We start from the raw sequence: 18,960 nt of genomic DNA, 5'->3' as shown, positions 1-18,960 counted from the left end.
AACACGAAACAAAAAACGGGCTTTATGCCCGTTTTTTGTTTTTCAATACAAGACCATTATTGGTCTTGTACGTCTGTTAAACGATCAAGTTTTTTCTGGAAATAGCGACCTTGTAAGAAACGCGTTTCCACATTCCAAGCGTTAGCAAATAAGTTCATGTCATCTAGATCACTCAGTAAAATCCCCACAGGTTTTACAGTCAAATAGTTCAAAACCTTTTCTTGTAAGCGTGTTAGACCATCATCTGAGTTTAATAGCTCTGTTTTCTTCGATTGCAGTTTTAAATATTGAACGTCTAGTTGTTGCAATATTGATTCACTATACATAGAAGAAGAGAAATCCCGAATCGAAATTTCTGCGCCGTGTTGACGTAAGCGAGCGATGTGTTGCTGGACAATTACAAGATGAGGCTGAATCGCTTGTTCTGAAAATTGTAAAACCAGTGGGCTTTCAAGCTTACTACCAATAATGGTGAGTAGTTTTGAAATTAGCTCAGGGAAGGATTTATCTTTAAGCAAGATATCGATATTTAGGTTAATAATCAGTTTAGCTTTAGGGTACTGAGTAATAAAATTATGTAGTTGCTTACATGCCTCAACCAAAATCCAGCGATCTAATTGGATAGAAAGTTCACTGTCTTCTCTTAATTCAGCCAAATCATTTATGTCATACCATTGTTCATCGCTAATAAAACCGCTAGTTACCTCATAGTTATGGGTTTCTTGATCGTGTTTATCGTAGATCTGCTGATATTTTAAATGAATTTCACTTCGAGCTAGTTGCTGCTTTAATTGCTGCAATAACGAAGATTGCAAAGGAGCATCAACTTGCTCAAGGCTTAGATCAAGCGATATAGGCGAGTTGGTAGGCTCAGGAGAGATAATATCAATGGTTGGGGCCAACTCAATTTCTGCCTGCGCCTTAGGTAGCTCTTGCTGACTTGTTTGCTCAAGTAGCTTTGCAAAACTATCTTCATTTAAAGGTTCAGTAATTGGAGCATAGCTCAGCTTAAACTGGATTGAGTAGTTAAGCTCATTGATCTTTAATAAATGCTCTTTTTGCAAACTTTGCAGACCAGCCAGTTGAGAGTTAAGGACTGTGCTGTTTTCAGCTTGTAAAACGCCAACATAGGCACCAAGTTCAATATTAAAAATCGGCATTTGTGCGTGTTCTTTTAAGAAACTTTGCAGCTGATTGAAATATTGTGCAGGAGTTTGCCAATCTTGTTGAAATACTCGTTCTGGGCACTGAGTTAAGCGAAATAAAATTAACGCGTTGGCTTGAGCAGGGTGTGTCGTTAGCTGACGATTAATCTGTTGCCATGGTGTAATGACATTGTAATTTTTTTCTGAAAAAAGTGTATTTGCAGGTGTTGCTAAATCTAGTTGGTAATCAATGGTCAACTGTACAGCATCTTCTTCCTGACTCGGAATAAACTCCAGTTTTAGAGCATTGTTACCTGCAATTGCTGCATGTTGACTTTGAATTTCAAAACGTGCCTGATCGAATTGGCCTAATGAAATTTTCTTAAATCTTTGTTTAAAAACATTTAAATCATCAGGTTGTAAAACATCTAAGATGGGCAGACCAATAATCTCGTCTTCTTGCTTAAAACCAAAAAGGTTGAGATATTCTGTGTTTGCCTTGACATGCATGCCTTCTTGAAAAAGGGCAACTGCTTTATGGCTGTTATTGACCAATGTTTGTGTATGAGAGTGAATCGTTTCTAACTCATTGGTCAGGCGTTGTTCGGTTTGTAATAACTGGCTATATGACAACGTCCGAATAAGAGTGATATAAAAATAATCTAATGGTTCTAATGGAACTACATCATAAATGCCTTTTTGAATATACGCCTGATATTGCTGAGGTTGATAATCTTCAGGTTGTAATAATAAAACAGGTAAATTTGGCTGTTCAGATGCTTGAATAAGGGAGAGAGTTTGTTCAATTTTTAGGTCATAAGCACGACCAAAAATAATAGCATCCCATGGCGTATTTAACTGTTTTTCAAAACTTTTTAAATCATCAAGTAATAATGCCTGAACTTGATAATCATTCCCCAATAATAAATTTAAAATCTGGTTATAACGTAGCTGGTTGTCATCAATAATGAGTAAACGTGTTTCAGTACGTTTTAACTTTTTAGATAATAAAGAGTTTCTCACTTTAGTGCTTCCCATAAATCTTGAGTGCTAGAGTTATTACCCTTTTTCATCATGAACTGATCAAGCAGACCTTGTTGCTGCTCATTCAAAAGCTCGAAATGAAATTGAATAAAACTTTGCGTAATGAGTTGTGCTTTGAGTAGATACACTTTGATTTCTTCTGTCCCCAATCGTAAATGAATTGTTTGTTGCTCTCTAAAAATTTGAGAGCCCGGTAAAATAAGTGTGTTTTGTATTTCTTCTAGATTTTGTGTTTGTAGTAATAGTGCGGGATGATAATTGCGAGTATGGCGCTCAGCTTGAATATGCACTGAACAAGGGAACATGGCTTGCGACAAAATTTCTAAACCTAACTCTAGGGATTTTTCTGTCGATTGCTTAATCCAGCGAATCACCCCGCCTCGCCATTGTCCGTGCAAAGTCTCTTTAACTAAAATGTATTCACCGGTTCTTAAGTTTTTCGGTGCTTCGCCAGACCATTTAATACGGTATCCATTGACACTAATATCAAGAACCGTAGTTTGATAGATGGTTTTGCTCTCACGACTCAAGCGCTGATAAGAGCTGGTTGATTGCTCTTTTTTCTCTAAGTTGGATAAAACTTTAGATTCACTTTGTAAGTTATAGTTATGGTTAAGCTGTAGCGTTTCTTCAAAGTTTTTTGCTTTCGACAGATAGAAGTGAGCAGTGCTTAATCCAAAACAAATTTGAAGCTCTGCATTGTACTCATAACGTTCATGACGACGTTGAGCCGTGGTTCCTAAAATCGTTTGAACATGAAACTTTAAAGCTGGGCTTAAATAAAACTTTTCATTCTTAGAAATATATTGAGCATTTTTATGCATGGTTGCAGTGACATGCTCAAGCAAAGCTTGCGTACCAATAAAGATGCTCGGGTTAAAGTTAGAGCTACGCTTTGTATTATAAACAGGGGGGTGGTCTTTATTTGGATCGACCACATATTTCGTTAACGCGGTATCTTTCGGCAAAATATGAATCATTCTTGCCCAGTCAAAACTACATTGAAATAGTGCCTGAATCTCTGACTGGCGAATCTGGTTGGTATTTAAAATATCCAGCAAAATCAGTTGAGCATAGGCCTGAGTGATATTCGCTAGAGGATGTTGAATACCCTGAATATGGTTAATATTGATGAGATGGTATTTATGTTGAACTGCGGTTTCATAAAGCTGATGCGCAATTAACCATTGACCTTTAAGCGGCTCGCTATAGAGCATATGCTGTTGATATAGAAGACTCGTTAACTGCTTTAGAGCATGAAAAGTCGATAAGGTGCGTGCCGTTTGCAAATTCTTTTTTTGTTTATAAGCAAAGAGTGAAAACTTTTGATGCTGGAGTTGCTCATGACTGTTTTGCGCAATATTTAAATAAATACTGGCAAAATAGCAGCGGAGCAACATTGCTAATTCAATAATGTGCTCATTACGGTCTGTACTAATCACGCCTTGGTTAAAGAAGTTTTTCTCTAGGCTGGCGAGTACATTATTAATGGTCGGATGAAGCGTTTGTATGAGATCGAAACGTAGCGTCTCACTACATTTTAACTCGTTGAGCTCTAAAATGGCTGTGAATAATGCTTTTGACGTATCGCCAAGTTGCATAATAGAAAGGGTAGTGACCCATTCATTAAGATCTTTAATATTGGCTTCACAAAAGCTTAACCGTTCACGAGTGAGTTCGGTTTGATTGTGAAAAATGTCCGACAGCGCATTATTCATCATCACTTATTATATAACTCAAAAAGTTGTAGCCCCAAAAAGCGGTGTTTTATTCTTTTCGCCCGCAATTTCCCTGACGAGTTTAGGAACCAAATACCCCGGTAGGTTCGCTAACACGTCACGATAGATCTCATCTATCTTGGATGATTCTAAATCAAAATGTTGTGCACCTTTTACTTTATCTAAAACATGTAAGTAATAAGGCATAACGCGAGCTTCAAATAAACGATAACTTAAATCAACTAAGGTCTGTGCAGAATCATTCACACCTTTCAGCAATACTGCCTGATTCAGTACAGTAATGTGATGGTCAGATAACTGCAACAATTTTGAACAAGTAAAGTCATCGAGTTCAGAAGCGTGATTTGAGTGTACCACCAGAACTATACGCAGCCTACTGTTTTTTAATAAAGAAATTAGCTCTTCGTCGATTCGGTTAGGAATAACAATGGGGACTCGTGAATGAATTCTCAGAATCTGGATTTGTTTGAGAGATGATAGGCGTTCTAACCAAAGTGCCAATTTACGGTTAGAAAGCGTAAGCGGGTCACCACCACTTAAAATGATCTCATTAATGTTTGGGTTTGCTTCAATATAATTTTTAATATTTAGCCAGTCTTCATTTTTTGGCAAATTTTCTTGATAGGGGAAATGGCGACGGAAGCAATAACGGCAATGTACGGCGCAAGCACCAGTCAAAGTGAGTAAAAAGCGTGATTTATATTTATGCAATACACCCGGTAATTGATTTGCTGCTTCTTCGCCTAATGGGTCAGTCACAAACTCAGGATGTTCTTCGAGTTCTAAATGATGAGGTAATACTTGTAGCAAAAGCGGGTCAAGCGGGTTTTTAGCGTTCATTTTTCCGACGAACGCGCGAGGAACACGCAATTTAAACTTTTCAGAAGCCAGAATCGCACCCGATAATAGCTGTTCTGAGGATAACTCGAGTAGGCTTAGCAATTCAGAAGGATCAGTAATAAGGTCACTCAGTTGAGATTGCCAGTTTTGCTCTTGGTATAAATAGTTTATCATTTGACACGATTAAGATAATGCAACAACGCATTATATCGCATAGTTGACTTGTTAAGTTTGGAGTGTGCCTTTCATGGCCTATTATTCTACAAATGATTTCAAAGCAGGCCTTAAGGTTATGCTTGATGGTAACCCATGTTCAATCATGGAAAACGAATATGTAAAACCAGGTAAAGGTCAAGCGTTCAACCGTGTAAAATTACGTAACCTTAAAACCGGTAAAGTATTAGAAAAAACTTTCAAATCAGGTGATTCTTTAGAAGCAGCTGACATCGTTGAAGTTGAAATGGAATACTTATACAACGATGGTGAAATGTGGAACTTCATGGATCCTGTATCTTTTGAGCAAATCGCTGCAGACAAAATTGCAATGGGCGATGCTGCTAAATGGTTAAAAGACGATTCAAATGAAAAATGTACAATTATGTTGTTCAACGGCGTACCTTTAACAGTAAGCCCACCGAACTTCGTTGTATTGAAAATTGTTGAAACTGATCCGGGCGTACGTGGTGATACATCTGGCGGCGGCGGTAAACCAGCTAAGCTTGAAACAGGTGCGGTTGTTCGTGTTCCGTTATTTGTTCAGCAAGAAGAAAGCGTTCGTGTAGATACTCGTACTGGCGATTATTTAGAGCGTGCATAATAGTTAAAAAATACACTATTATCGAAGGGATGATGTAAATCATCCCTTTTTTTATGCGAAAGTATAAGAGGAAAAAAATTAAAGGAGGAGTACAGTCACAAGGATTTGTTAGAAAACAGTACATAACAATATAAAAATGCTGTAGTTATTTATTGAGAGGTTAAGAATGGACACAATGCAAGCGAAATCTACGCTTCCCTCCAAGCTGGTCTGGAGCCTAGTGGCAATAATAGGTGCAATTTCTTTTGGGATGCTGGCACTCAGCCGTGGTGAACATGTCAATGCGGTTTGGCTTGTACTCGCTGCAGCATGTGTATATAGCATCGCATATCGATTTTATAGTCTATTTATTGCAACTAAAGTATTTGAATTAAACCCAAGACGTTTAACCCCAGCGCATCGTTTAGCCGATGGTCTGGATTATGTTCCCACCAATAAATATGTGCTTTTTGGTCACCACTTTGCTGCAATTGCAGGAGCGGGGCCGTTAGTTGGACCAATTTTGGCTGCACAAATGGGCTTTTTACCCGGAACGATCTGGTTACTGGTCGGTGTGGTACTGGCAGGTGCGGTACAAGACTTTTTAGTTTTATTTATTTCAACACGTCGAGACGGTCGCTCACTTGGTGAAATGGCAAAACAGGAACTCGGTTCTTTTGCCGGGATTGTTGTTATGCTCGGTGCGCTGGGTGTAATGATTATTATCCTTGCGGTACTGGCATTAGTTGTGGTGAAAGCACTTGCCCATAGTCCATGGGGTGTTTTCAGTATTGCAGCGACGATTCCAATTGCATTGTTTATGGGCGTTTACATGCGTTTTATTCGCCCGGGACGTATTGCCGAAGTTTCAATTATTGGCTTCGTCTTAATGATGCTTGCCATTGTTTATGGTGGACATGTTGCAGCAGATCCTTACTGGGGTGAATTTTTCACTTTAACAGGTACACAGCTCACATGGTGCTTAATCATTTATGGATTTATTGCATCAGTTTTACCTGTCTGGTTATTGTTAGCACCACGTGATTATCTATCAACCTTCCTTAAAATTGGTGTCATTCTTGGCTTGGCTGTGGGTATTGTGATTGCATTACCTGAATTGAAAATGCCGGCAGTGACTCATTTTATTGATGGTACTGGTCCTGTATTCTCTGGTAGCTTATTTCCATTCCTATTTATTACTATTGCCTGTGGTGCTATTTCTGGTTTCCACGCACTTGTATCAAGTGGTACAACACCAAAACTCGTGAATAACGAAGCTGATATTCGCGTGATTGGCTATGGCGGCATGCTCATGGAATCTTTCGTCGGTATTATGGCGATGATCTGTGCAACTGTCTTAGACCCTGGCGTGTACTTTGCAATTAATGCTCCTGCGGCTGTAATTGGTACAACTGTAGAATCAGCGGCAGAAGCTGTGCGTAATTTAGGCTTTGTCGTTACCCCTGAAATGTTAACTGTGTTGGCTCAAGAAGTGGGTGAAAGCTCGATTCTTTCACGTACAGGTGGTGCGCCAACCTTTGCGATTGGTATGGCACATATCATTTCGGAAATTTTTAATAGCCGTGCCATGATGGCGTTCTGGTACCACTTTGCGATTTTATTCGAAGCATTATTCATTTTAACTGCTGTAGATGCGGGTACTCGTGCTTGTCGTTTCATGGTGCAAGACACTGTGGGTATTGTTATTCCTGCGGTTAAATCTTCAAGCTCATTCTTTGGTAATTTGCTAGGTACTGCTGTTGCGGTAGGTGGATGGGGCTTCTTCGTCTATCAAGGTGTGATTGATCCGTTAGGCGGTGTCAATTCACTCTGGCCTTTATTTGGTGTGGGTAACCAGATGTTGGCTTCAATGGCGCTCATTTTGGGTACAGTTATTCTGTTTAAAATGAAAAAAGAAAAATATGTATGGGTAACGATTTTCCCAACCATTTTCTTGTTCATTACCTGTATGACTGCTGGCTGGCAAAAGATTTTCCACGAAAATCCAAAGATTGGTTTCTTAGCGCAAGCGAATAGATTTTCAGATGCGATTGCTCGTGGTGAGATATTAAAACCAGCAAAAACACTTGAAGAAATGCAGACGATTGTGATGTCAAATCAAATCAACGCTGCGCTTTGTGGCTTCTTTATGATCGTTGCGATTGTGATGGTGATTGCTGCAATTGGTATTGTGCGCCGTGCATTAGCAAGCCCGACACCAACTGCTCATGAAGCACCAGCTGTATATGCGGACCCAGAAGTGGTAACCCCACGAGGAGAGTCATGATGAATTTTAAATTTGCAAAAAATGGAACTGTCATTATTGCGAAAATCATCAAAATGACGGTGCTCTCACAAAAAGAGCTATTACTTTCTCCAAAGAACTGGTCGCGCATTGCAACCTTGTGGCAGCGTTTGCAGCAAAGCTTTCGACTGATGGTTGGGGTTCCAGATTATCAAACTTATCTGGAGCACATGAAAGCTCACCATCCTGATTTAACCCCAATGGATGCGAAGACTTTCTACCGTCATTGTGTTGATTCGAGATATCCATCGGCAGGTGGCAATTTAAAGAAATGCCCTTGTTAAGTTGAGATTAATAGTCAGCTAAAGAAACGGTATGTGGTTAAACCATGTACCGTTTTTCTTTTTTGAAAATGAAAAAGAGTTTGCTTAAAGTCTGTTCATTTGTATTTTTTTCAATTGAAAATCACTTGTTTTGCTTTTGAAAAATGAATATTATGCTTTCCATTCTAGGTGTATAGCTCAGTTGGTTAGAGCGCTACGTTGACATCGTAGAGGTCTCCAGTTCGAGTCTGGATATACCTACCAAGATTTAAAGTCATATAAACTCGAATAGCTTTACATGACGTAAAAAGCCCTAAATTATAATAGTTTAGGGCTTTTTTTATTGGTTTAATAAATTCATATTTTATATCACTAATTTAAGACAGTAATATAAATATATATAATTTGAAAAATTAATTATTTTTAAATATTTAGTGATTTTTTAATTTTTAATTAAAGCTACACCAATAAAATATTGGAAATAATATTTGCATTATTTTGGTGCAATGAATGATAAATACATATTGAATCAAAAATAAATTAAAGTGACATATAAATGAAATAATTTTTTAAAATAATATATGTGTTTAAATATTATTTTATATTTAAATAAATAGAAATTATTATCTTTCTTAGAAGAATGAGGAAAATTTATGAATTATAGTGACTTACAAATAATAGCAAAAAAAGTTGCGCAAAATGAATGCCTTCTTAATTGGTCTAGTAATAGTAATGAATATAGTTATACACAATACAATATTCTTGTTAATAATCTTAGACATTGGCTAGGGCCTACAGCTTATCGACTGGATTTAGGCTGTAATATCTTAAAACTAAAAAAGGAAGAAGATAATAATTTAGATGATAATATTCTAAAAATTATTGAAGCTTTCGAATTGAATATTGCAGAGGAAAAGGGATTGGATGATGGGCAATCCCATGCTTATCTTTTTACTAAATCTATAAATTCTTATAGTCAAGTTGTGTATAAAAAAGAACTAAAATATGGGAAAGGTTTGCAGACAACAATGATCTTAAAAGATGAGTCTGAAAAACTTTTTAATAGTGATCTTTATATTATGTTAGGTGCTGCTCTTGCTCAGGAAATTCATGCTTTACCTCAGTTAGAACTACTTGTTAAAGGTGCAGAACAAAATAAAAGTTTATTTTCAGACGAAAAATGGATAGATGTTTCATATTTTTATGATATTCATTTAGATGGAACTGAAGCTCGGCATGCCGAGGATTTGAACAGAACAATATGGTCAATAATTGATACTGATTCTAAAAAAGAAAAATTCATGATTGGCTTTAATAAGTTTCTTGAACTTCTCGATGAATTTTGGAGTAGTTTATACTTAGAGGTTAAGAATGCAAAATATTAGTTATGTGTTTATTAGTATATTAGGTGGATTAATTGTCCCTCTACAACTGGCAATAGTAAATGCCTTTAGAAATACTAGTGGAGCAACCCAAATACAATCTACCTTTTATCTTTATATAGGTGGAGCTATTGCTTCTCTTATCATTGCATTATTAATAGATGGCGGTATTAAACCCCCATCTTATCAAAATGCCAGTTGGTGGATGTGGATGTCTGGTTTTTTAGGTTCGCTTTACATACTTTGTATGTTTATCGCAGCACCTAAAATAGGAGCAACGAGTACTCTTCTTTGGGTTTTTTTAGGGCAAATGCTTTTTGCAACAATTATTGATAGTACTGGTCTACTTGGAGTGCAAATACGAAAGTTAGATGGTTTAAAACTATTAGGGTTAGGTTTCATTTTAATTGGTGGACTTATTATGCTTTATAATGAATATCGAAAGATATCAAATTAAAAGCCGCTTTTGCGGTTTTTTTATTGCTTTATATAAACTGATATAGCCATCTCATGGCTTTATAGCTTTAGTTTTATAAAGATCATAGACTGAAAGATAGAGCTATATTCCTCAAAACCCCCACCTTTATAACCCCCACTTTAACAATCACTTATTCATTATTTATCCTTACTTTTTAATGATCTAATTTAAAGCAAATGTCATTTACTTGACTGCAAAAGGGTAGAGCACCATCCTTTGCCTACCTGCAATGAGCACTACTCGCTTATCAACACTTTGAATCCAGAACATCACCTATTTTATAAATAAAATAAATATATATATTAGAAAACTTGATTAATTTTATTTTTCGTATTATAGTGAACATAACTAGAAAAAGTCATGTTTGGTAAATCTTCTCTAAGTACCGCAGTATTAGTCATAATCCTTCGTTTTTTTCAGATTTTCAGCTCCATTCTTTATTATTTCGATGTTATTCATAACCAATAAAATGGTTTAAATTTTTAAAAAAACTAGGATGTATTATGTCTAATTCAAATATCATGAAAGGTACTGTTAAGTGGTTTAACGAAGCTAAAGGTTTCGGTTTTATCCAACCAGAATCAGGACCAGACGTTTTTGCTCATTTTAGCGAAATCGCTAACTCAGGTTTCAGAACTCTTGCTGAAGGTCAACGTGTTGAATTCAGTGTGGCACAAGGCCAAAAAGGCCCAAATGCTGTAAATATTGTTGCTCTATAAATAATTATAAGCACTCATAAATAAAAGCACTCACGAGTGCTTTTTAAATTGATTTTAAAGTTGTTTTAAGATTATAAGTAAATTTTAAGTTAGGATATAAATTGTTAAAAATAAATGATTTAATTGCAAAATCTAAAAATGGTACAGAAATTTTAGTGTCTTTAATTCCTCTAAATAGAATACAAAATACACGTGAAGGTTTTAAAACTGTTGAAGTTGGTAAAAGAGTTCTTCTTTCCTCTGGAATTGAAGTTGATTTAAATTTAGATGGGCGTACCTTTTATGCGTCTATAAATCAACTATTTAAATTAGATTATAGAGTTAGTTAAAACTCAGTTTGCTATTGGATATTTAGGTGGGTCCATTATTTCTGCCATAATTTTATTAGGATATCGTCATGCTTAAACAAAATATCAGTGTCAAAGACCAGTTTGGAATTAAATACGTCATTCAGGCAACAGTAGATAATTATTTCGCTAATACTCAATGTTTTTCTAATTTAAAATACATTACAGTTGAAGGCGAAGATATACGACCGGGTTTTGAGATGTTTTTTCAAAGTACCCTAAGTGGTAAAATTTTTAAAATTGATAAAATAAATTAATCTATCAACGCCGTACATTTCACGCGGCAGGATAGCGTTCTTTTTAAAAATAGAAACCTTCATGGCTCTAGGGCACATTGCAAATACTCAATTAAACAAATAATAAAGCGCAGGTGGTGGAAGCCGCACTAGCGCATTTCTAGTTTCCTAAACCCTTATATCTCAAAATTCCGCAACTTTATAAACCCCAATTTAACAATAACTTATTTATTATTTAACCTTACTTTTTAATGATCTAATTTAAAACAAATGTCATTTTGTGTGCTTGACTGCAATAAATGTGAAGCTTATCCTTTGCCTGCTGGCCACATTGCCAGCCGGCTTTGACAGGCCGCGCTCAAGTACATTGAAAAAATTCGTTTTTTTGATGTAAACCCGTTCGTCTCCCTTTTGTTGCGGTAGGACGGAAGGGGGACGCCTTTGTGCGTGCTGGGTCTTGAGCCAGTCTGTCAACCCTCTTTCGTTCTGCCACCATAATTCTTAATTAATGCTCTGGCAGAACTCCCTATAAAAAGGAGTTGGCTTTGCACATTCTTAATTTCTTGGCAGCGACTGCCAAAAGCTATAACGACACAACTTAAAAATTTAAAGCAGCTTGATGATCTTTAGGGTTTTCAGGCTTTAAGTCATTACGGCTCAAAAAAACTTGCATCAACAATAAAACTTGAGATGTGCCAAGCACAGTCTTACGGCTTTGCTATGCCTTTTTTCTCCCAAAAAAGTATCTCGTTTAGAAACAATAAGAATTTATAACGGTAAAAATATGCCCCATTCAGATCTTCCGTTTCGTGCTTTAAGTGTGCTTCACACATCCCGATATCTTTTTAATAACTACGGTTTTCATAAAGTCGGAGTGGACCGCATTCTTGAATCTTCAAAAACTTCAAAAGCAACTTTTTATAATTATTTCCATTCAAAAGAGCGGCTTATTGAAATGAGTCTAACCTTTCAAAAAGATGGGCTTAAACATGAGGTGCTTTCAATTATCTATGTTCAAAAAGATTTAACGCTGTTTGAAAAGCTTCGCAAACTTTACTTTTTACATGCAGATTTAGACGGACTCTATCATTTGCCATTTAAAGCTATTTTTGAAATTGCGAAAACCCATCCAAAGGCGTATCAGGTGGTCGTTGAATATCGAAACTGGTTAATTAATGAAATCTATCATTTGCTTTTGACCACCAACGAAAATGCTTCAAAACAAGATGCGCACATGTTTTTGTTTACGATTGATGGGGCAATGGTACAGCTTTTAGATCCAAACAAACCAGATGAACGGGAGAGATTGCTTGAGTATTTTTTAATCCAGTTTAGTTAGTGCAACGGGGTATTGAGTTAAATCGTTTGGAAAATTTATTTGTCGTGGTGGTGATTTATATTAAAGCCCTGATAATTCAGGGCGTTAATATGTGTTTAACTAAATTTGTAAAACTTAAAAAGAGAGTGTTTCACCATCTAAAGGAATTAAGACTTTATCTTGAATACCTTTTTGTTTTACATATTTTGAAAGCTGGGCACGTGATACAGACATATGGTTAATAGCATCCATATGAACGGCAACAATTTTAGCTTTAGGTGCTTTTTGAGTGGCGTGATAAGTATCTTCTTTGCCCATGATAATTGATTCTTTGTATCCCTCCATCAATGCATTCCCTGTATTTAATACAATCACTTCGGGCTTGAATTTTTCTATAGCTTGATCAACTTCTGGACGCCAAACGGTATCACCAGCAACATAAATATTTTCATGACCTGCTGCTTCAAAAACCATGCCCATAGCTTCGCCTAAAGCAGCTCCTAGCTTAGTATTGCGGTACATCTCATCAGTACCATGTTGACCACCGATTTTTGTTAGTTTGATACCTTCAAATGTAGTTTGCGTTAAGATGCGTACATCTTTAAAACCTTGAGACTGAATGGTCTTTTGATCTTGTTCGTTTTGTACGAAAACAGGCATATTCTTTGGTATAGCCGCTTGTGCCGCATCATCCCAATGGTCTAAATGAGTGTGCGTTACAATAATGGCATCGACCCCTTCCAAAATTGTTTCAGGTTTAATCGGCAAATCTACCAATGGATTTCGTAAGTAGCTACGGTAAGTATGTGGGAACCCTTCATAAAAACCTTTTTTTGCAAACATCGGATCAACTAAAAAAGTTGTATCTGCATACGTAATTTTTACTGTTGCATTACGAATTTCTTGTAGGTGAGTTATCTTTGACGTATCTCTTTGGACATTTTCATTCGCATATAAATTGAATGAAGCCGTTGCTAAAGTCATAGCGATAAGAGAACTATTTAAGATTTTTTTCATATCTAATTCCAAATGATTTACTGATATTGGAATTATGAGCAAAGAGATAAACATAAAAAATTGTCCTTAAGGACAACTATCGAAACTATTAGGACAAAATGCTATATTTATATTTTTCATAGTGGAAGAATTTGTATGGCAATACCAGTGATTGGATTATTTGTTTATCCCAATATAAATCCATTTCACTTCTCTATTCCACATATTATTTTCAATATAAAAATTGAAGATAAGAGCTTATTTAAGTTAAAAATATTTTCAATTGATGGACAACCTGTAAAAACAGAACAGTCAATGATCATTATTCCTGATGGAGGAATAGAACTAATCCCAGAATTTGATCTTGTTGTTATTCCTGGTTGGGATGACTTTAATCATAGACCAGAAGATTCTCTGATTAAAAGCCTTCAGTATGCATATAAAAGAGGAAGTAAACTTGTTGGTCTATGCTACGGCACTTATGCATTAGCATATGCAGGTTTATTAAAAGATAAAAAAGCGACTACACACTGGTTGGCGGAACAAGATTTTAACGAAAGATTTCCAGATATTAGGCTGGATTCAGATGCCCTTTATGTGGAAGACCAGAGAATTATTACATCTGCTGGTACAGGAGCCGCTCTTGACTGTTGTCTATACTTAGTTCGTGAAATATATAATGCACAAATTGCGAATAAGGTATCTAGGGTAATGGTCATTCCTCCACACCGAGAAGGGGGACAGGCTCAATTCATTGAACAACCTGTGGCGAGTTCAAGTCAGGATGCACAAATTAATGTCTTACTCGATTTTTTAAGAAAAAATTTAGCTCAGCAGCATAGTATTGAAGCGTTAGCTGAAAAAGCACATATGACACGCAGAACATTTACACGGCATTTTAAAAAAGCGACTGGTATGAGCTTGGTAGAATGGCTTAATGCGGAAAGAATTAGGTATAGCTGTGTGTTATTGGAAACAACAAAATTGTCTATTGAACAAATAACAGAACTTTCTGGTTTCAATAATACGGTTATGTTTAGAAAGAATTTCCGTGAAAAATATGGCACAAGTCCTAATGCGTGGAGAAAAGCTTTCGGCAATATTGATGAAAAATAATTATTCTCTTATTCTGTCACAGGGATACAACAGTTTTCATGATTGATGAGAGCAGAAGATTCAGACTCAGAAATAAATCTCATCACCATCTCCAAAAGTTTATTTAAATTAAAACGCGACTAAGTCTAGAGACATATGCATATTGAAAGTCTATCTATGACGTTTTAGCTGACATCATAGATAGATATCGATTTTTATTAAGCTGATAAAAACTCTACATATTTAGAAATATCAACGTTTCCACCACTAATAATGATGCCTATACGTTTGCCTTTTAATTCATGTTTTAAATTACGTGCAGCAGCAAATCCGAGACAGCCTGTCGGTTCAACTACCATCTTCATTCTTTCAGCAAAGAACTTCATAGAAGTGACCAGTTCTTCGTCTTTTACAGTCAAAATGTCATCTACATTCTTTTGAATAATAGGAAATGTTAATTTGCCTAAATACTGTGTTTGAGCACCATCTGCAATTGTTTGAGGTGTATCAATATGAACAATTTCTCCTTTTCTAAAAGATATTTGTCCATCATTTCCTAGAGCAGGTTCAACACCATATATTTTACAGTTAGGAGAGAGATGGCGAGCAGAAAGGGCAGACCCAGCTAATAAACCGCCACCACCTAAACATACAAACAGGTAATCTAATTCACCAACTTCTTCAAATAACTCTTTTGCTACCGTTCCTTGACCCGCAATTACATGCGGATGGTCATAAGATGGAATTAAGGTTAGACCATTTTTTTCAGCTATTTCTTTTCCAATTTTTTCCCGATCTTCCGTATAGCGGTCAAATTCAACAATATCACCGCCGTATTCTCGCGTTGCTGCCATCTTTGCAGCAGGAGCATCTTGGGGCATAACGATTATGGCTGGAATACCAAGAGTTTTTGCTGAAAGTGCAATCGCTTGTGCATGATTTCCCGAAGAGAAAGCAACCACACCAGCTTTTTTTTGAGTGTCATTAAATTGCAAAAGCGCATTCATTGCACCACGAAATTTAAAAGCACCAACACGTTGAAAATTCTCACATTTAAAGAATACTTCTGCTTCAAATTCATTGTTAACAGTACGTGAAGTTAAAACAGGAGTCTTATTTACAAAACCTTTTATACGTTCAGCAGCGGCTGCTACATCTTCATAAGTGGGAAGGGTTAAATTTTTCATAATCAAACCTAATTCTATTCAATGTTTTTAGATGCAAGATTTCCTATTTCGCAAGGAACACTCAATATATTGACCTTGTTTAGATAAAATATATATTTTTAGATAAAATGTCTAATTTTATTTCTAATGTGATAACAATGAGATATAAGATTTTGATTTACATTAAGTTTAAAATTAGATAAAAAGTCTAAATTGTTGTTTACATCCTTTACTCTAGGTTTGAAATAGTGATTAAGTCATTAGGAGGAAATAAATTGGGCAATCGTGATAAACATTTACTCACTCAAATAGATACTATCGCGAAGGGGTTAAGTGAAACGCTATTTCCTTTTTGTGAAGTTGTTGTCCATGACTTAACAAATCCTGAGCACGCCATACTCTCAATACACAATAATTTATCAGGCCGGAAAATTGGAGATCCAGCGACTGAATTAGGGCTGGCTAGAATTATGTCTCCAGAGTTTCCAAATCTTATTTCAAACTATGCAAACCAGTTTGCTGATGGTCGCCCTGCAAAAAGTACTTCTATTGGTATTAAAGATGAAGAAGGCCAGTATGTGGCCGCTTTATGTATGAATATTGATTTAACTCTATTTAGAGGAATGCAAAGCGCTTTAGATCAGTTTACTAAAATTGAAACTGATAACATTATTGAAAATTTAGAACCGAATGGTACAGAAGCAATTCGAAGGTATATCGATCTATTTGCTTCAAAACATGCCACTACACCGCGCATGTTAAAACTCAATGAGCGAAAACAATTAATCCATGAGTTAAAGAATAATGGTTTGTTAGATATTAAAAAGGCTGTGGAGACGGTTGCACAACATTTAGGTATATCCAGAGCAAGTGCTTATTTGTATGTAAAGGAAACTTAAGGTTTATTCTTATCTATCAAAAACAACTTGTTTATTAAACATGACTCATATAATAAATGGGAACACAACAAGCATCTCTATAGCTTGATCTAGGAGGTCGTTATTTGAAGTTATTTATTATTATATTCATAGTCATTTTTTCTAGTATTGGGCTCATTTGTTTAATCGCACTACTCAGAAATTTAAAAAATTACTCACCATCTGGTGAGCATGATCATTCATCTGCTTCAACACATCATTTTCACGATAATAGTTCGAGTCATCATCATAACTCTAGTTCTGACTGTTCAACGTCATCTTCAGATTCAGGAGGATGTGATGGCGGCGGTGGCGGGGGAGATTAAAAAAAGCCCTTTAAGGTAAAGGGCTTTTGATGATTTAAGGTAAATCGAACCAGATAAATTGACTGTCTTCAGTTGCGTGAATTGTCGCTTTATCTTCAAAAACTAAAGCATCGCCTGCTTTAACTTCTTGATCACCAATGCGAACTACACCTGAAATTAAGTGCACATAGTTCACTTTTTTAACTGTATCAACAGTTAACTCATGTCCTTTTTCCAATACGGCAGATTTTACTTCTGCATTTTGGCGAATATGCATGGGTGCATTTGCGTCAGACCCTGCAATTAAATGCCATTTGTTTGGATCTTTACGCGGGTCAAGATTAATTTGCTGGTAATTTGGCTCAGCATCTCTTTCATCAGGAATAATCCAGATTTGTAGTAAATGTACAGGCGTATCAGTGTTGTTGATTTCACTGTGGGCAACACCTGTGCCGGCACTCATGAGTTGCCATTCACCCGCTTTAATCTGGCCTTCATTTCCCATGGTGTCACGGTGTGAAATTGCACCATCTAGCACACAAGTTAAGATTTCCATGTTGTCATGGGAGTGCGTACCAAAACCATTATGTGCATCAATCTGGTCGTCATTAATTACACGTAGAGCGCTTACACCCATATATTTAGGGTCGTACCAGCTACCAAATGAAAAGCTGTGATAAGACTCTAACCAACCTGCTTTTACATGACCTCGATCTTCACTACGATGTAGATAAGCATTCATGATCTAATCTCCCAAATTTTTATTTATCTCTTGAGAAATATCTTAATGTTCTATGTGGGGCTAAAAAATAGGTTAACTGCAACATGTCGTTGCATAATTGATATGGTCGTATAGTTTCATATTTATAGATGTATGTTGACTCATAAAAAAACCTGCACAAAGCAGGTTTTATTCAAATGATTGTTGATCTTAATTTGCTAGATCAAGGTCATCATATTCATTCAAAGTCTTACCTTGCTGAATATGTTTTTGATAATGTTGAGCACGGAGTATGTCTAGTTCTGAACTTGATACGCCATCTCTCCAATAGCCAGCAATACGCACGTCATTTTTATTAAACTGTTTATCTTCTAGAAAAAACTGGCGTAAAGCTCTGGCTTCTTTGCGTTCGCAGGCTGCCCAAATCGTAATATTGTCATAAGTTTTTAGCGCAAATGCTGCTTTTAAAAGAAGACCTTTTTGTGGCGTGTGATGTTCTTTATGGAACGAATGAATTTTGACATGGTCATGATGGGGTAATTGGCTAGCAATATCTTTTTCAAAACTTTCAATAAAAATATCAGCACTTACGCCATTTTCCCATTCATTCAGTATTGAATATAACGCGGGTACAGCCGTATCGTCGGCAAACATGACCACATGTTTTTTATGTATGAAATTGGGAATGAAATGAGGGCGGGGGCCAATAAGCCCGATTTTTGTACCCACTTGAGTCGAACTAAGCCATTCCATTGCTGGGCTTAAATCTTCATGTTTAACAAAATCAATTTCGATTTGAGCGTTTATAGGATTGAACGAACGGACTGTATAGACGCGTGAGATGGGTTGTCCCTCTGGCGGATTGCTCACAATTAATCGAATTGCCAAATTGGGAGCTTGCCAAAGCTCTGGCTGTAATATGTTGATTTTTCCTTGAATTCTTACAATGGACGGATATGGCGTATGGATCGAGACGATGGTCATCTCAAGTTGTTCCATATCTTGTAAATGGTCTTTTTCTTTTAATAAGTCGCCATATTCTTGTTTCGATTTTTCTGCAATTTTTGTCATACATATAACCTAAGCTTCATGATTACTATAGAGCGTAATAATTGATATAGATGTAGTCTCTCTATTCATTACGATAA

General features: G+C 36.3%; 19 protein-coding genes and 1 tRNA gene. 13 read left to right on the top strand and 7 right to left on the bottom strand.

The window, feature by feature from the left end; all coding sequences use genetic code 11:
- Positions 1 to 56 precede the first annotated feature (56 nt).
- From AWW73_RS14215 to epmB, 3 genes are read right to left on the bottom strand one after another with little or no spacing between them, the layout of a single operon-like run.
- Positions 57 to 2,168 (bottom strand): EAL domain-containing protein, encoded by a 2,112-nt coding sequence (locus tag AWW73_RS14215; protein WP_081409646.1) that lies wholly within the window; start codon positions 2,166 to 2,168, stop codon positions 57 to 59.
- Complete coding sequence (locus AWW73_RS14210; protein ID WP_016146037.1) at positions 2,165 to 3,910, bottom strand: hypothetical protein; 1,746 nt, start codon at positions 3,908 to 3,910, stop codon at positions 2,165 to 2,167. Before AWW73_RS14210 ends, AWW73_RS14215 begins: the two co-directional genes overlap by 4 nt.
- 15 nt (positions 3,911 to 3,925) lie before the next feature.
- Positions 3,926 to 4,942 carry an EF-P beta-lysylation protein EpmB gene (gene epmB / locus AWW73_RS14205; RefSeq protein WP_057106448.1) on the bottom strand — a complete coding sequence of 339 codons (1,017 nt, stop codon included), beginning with the start codon at positions 4,940 to 4,942 and terminating at the stop codon, positions 3,926 to 3,928.
- A 73-nt stretch (positions 4,943 to 5,015) separates the two neighbouring features.
- Here epmB and efp point away from each other — a divergent pair, with 73 nt between their 5' ends.
- From efp to AWW73_RS14155, 10 genes are all read left to right on the top strand, one after another.
- Positions 5,016 to 5,585: an elongation factor P gene (gene efp / locus AWW73_RS14200; protein WP_002118666.1), complete on the top strand. Its 570-nt coding sequence runs from the start codon at positions 5,016 to 5,018 to the stop codon at positions 5,583 to 5,585.
- Between the two features lie 166 nt (positions 5,586 to 5,751).
- On the top strand, positions 5,752 to 7,851 hold the full coding sequence (locus AWW73_RS14195) for a carbon starvation CstA family protein (RefSeq protein ID WP_031948990.1): 2,100 nt from the start codon (positions 5,752 to 5,754) through the stop codon (positions 7,849 to 7,851).
- Complete coding sequence (locus AWW73_RS14190) at positions 7,848 to 8,153, top strand: YbdD/YjiX family protein (protein WP_002118393.1); 306 nt, start codon at positions 7,848 to 7,850, stop codon at positions 8,151 to 8,153. Before AWW73_RS14195 ends, AWW73_RS14190 begins: the two co-directional genes overlap by 4 nt.
- Before the next feature lie 166 nt (positions 8,154 to 8,319).
- Positions 8,320 to 8,396, top strand: a tRNA-Val gene (locus AWW73_RS14185).
- Between the two features lie 389 nt (positions 8,397 to 8,785).
- On the top strand, positions 8,786 to 9,517 hold the full coding sequence (locus AWW73_RS14180) for a DUF3865 domain-containing protein (RefSeq protein ID WP_062849978.1): 732 nt from the start codon (positions 8,786 to 8,788) through the stop codon (positions 9,515 to 9,517).
- Positions 9,504 to 9,971, top strand: a complete 468-nt coding sequence (locus tag AWW73_RS14175) for a DMT family transporter (protein WP_062849977.1) — start codon at positions 9,504 to 9,506, stop codon at positions 9,969 to 9,971. The genes AWW73_RS14180 and AWW73_RS14175 overlap by 14 nt, the downstream gene beginning before the upstream one ends.
- Before the next feature lie 524 nt (positions 9,972 to 10,495).
- Positions 10,496 to 10,711: a cold-shock protein gene (locus tag AWW73_RS14170; protein WP_003650532.1), complete on the top strand. Its 216-nt coding sequence runs from the start codon at positions 10,496 to 10,498 to the stop codon at positions 10,709 to 10,711.
- A gap of 101 nt (positions 10,712 to 10,812) precedes the next feature.
- A complete protein-coding gene (locus AWW73_RS14165) occupies positions 10,813 to 11,040 on the top strand; it encodes a hypothetical protein (protein ID WP_003650533.1) in 228 nt (75 codons plus the stop codon).
- 68 nt (positions 11,041 to 11,108) lie between these two features.
- On the top strand, positions 11,109 to 11,315 hold the full coding sequence (locus AWW73_RS14160) for a hypothetical protein (RefSeq protein WP_004643550.1): 207 nt from the start codon (positions 11,109 to 11,111) through the stop codon (positions 11,313 to 11,315).
- 763 nt (positions 11,316 to 12,078) lie between these two features.
- The gene (locus AWW73_RS14155; protein WP_062849976.1) at positions 12,079 to 12,633 is read left to right on the top strand and encodes a TetR/AcrR family transcriptional regulator; all 555 of its coding nucleotides are present in this window, start codon (positions 12,079 to 12,081) and stop codon (positions 12,631 to 12,633) included.
- 114 nt (positions 12,634 to 12,747) lie between these two features.
- On the opposite strand, the gene AWW73_RS14150 is transcribed toward AWW73_RS14155, so the two are convergent.
- Positions 12,748 to 13,629, bottom strand: coding sequence for an MBL fold metallo-hydrolase (locus AWW73_RS14150; RefSeq protein ID WP_062849975.1), 882 nt, complete (start codon positions 13,627 to 13,629; stop codon positions 12,748 to 12,750).
- A gap of 135 nt (positions 13,630 to 13,764) precedes the next feature.
- Here AWW73_RS14150 and AWW73_RS14145 point away from each other — a divergent pair, with 135 nt between their 5' ends.
- Positions 13,765 to 14,724 (top strand): GlxA family transcriptional regulator, encoded by a 960-nt coding sequence (locus AWW73_RS14145; RefSeq protein ID WP_062849974.1) that lies wholly within the window; start codon positions 13,765 to 13,767, stop codon positions 14,722 to 14,724.
- A gap of 197 nt (positions 14,725 to 14,921) precedes the next feature.
- On the opposite strand, the gene AWW73_RS14140 is transcribed toward AWW73_RS14145, so the two are convergent.
- On the bottom strand, positions 14,922 to 15,890 hold the full coding sequence (locus tag AWW73_RS14140; protein WP_062849973.1) for a threo-3-hydroxy-L-aspartate ammonia-lyase: 969 nt from the start codon (positions 15,888 to 15,890) through the stop codon (positions 14,922 to 14,924).
- A 254-nt stretch (positions 15,891 to 16,144) separates the two neighbouring features.
- Here AWW73_RS14140 and AWW73_RS14135 point away from each other — a divergent pair, with 254 nt between their 5' ends.
- Both AWW73_RS14135 and AWW73_RS19235 read left to right on the top strand, forming a co-directional pair.
- Complete coding sequence (locus tag AWW73_RS14135; protein WP_062849972.1) at positions 16,145 to 16,768, top strand: helix-turn-helix transcriptional regulator; 624 nt, start codon at positions 16,145 to 16,147, stop codon at positions 16,766 to 16,768.
- A gap of 210 nt (positions 16,769 to 16,978) precedes the next feature.
- Entirely contained in the window at positions 16,979 to 17,131 is a 153-nt protein-coding gene (locus AWW73_RS19235) for a histidine kinase (RefSeq protein ID WP_240491657.1), read from the top strand.
- Positions 17,132 to 17,146: 15 nt separating this feature from the next.
- Here the strand turns inward: AWW73_RS19235 and AWW73_RS14130 are convergent, their stop codons facing one another.
- Together AWW73_RS14130 and AWW73_RS14125 are read right to left on the bottom strand one after the other, a co-directional pair.
- Entirely contained in the window at positions 17,147 to 17,833 is a 687-nt protein-coding gene (locus tag AWW73_RS14130; protein WP_062849971.1) for a pirin family protein, read from the bottom strand.
- Between the two features lie 189 nt (positions 17,834 to 18,022).
- Positions 18,023 to 18,883, bottom strand: a complete 861-nt coding sequence (locus AWW73_RS14125) for a siderophore-interacting protein (RefSeq protein WP_062849970.1) — start codon at positions 18,881 to 18,883, stop codon at positions 18,023 to 18,025.
- Between the last annotated feature and the right edge of the window lie 77 nt (positions 18,884 to 18,960).

It is taken from the genome of Acinetobacter lactucae (assembly GCF_001605885.1).
GTDB lineage: Bacteria > Pseudomonadota > Gammaproteobacteria > Pseudomonadales > Moraxellaceae > Acinetobacter > Acinetobacter lactucae.
The sequence above is the reverse complement of the archived record's forward strand: the minus strand, read 5'-3'. Positions and strand labels throughout refer to the sequence as shown.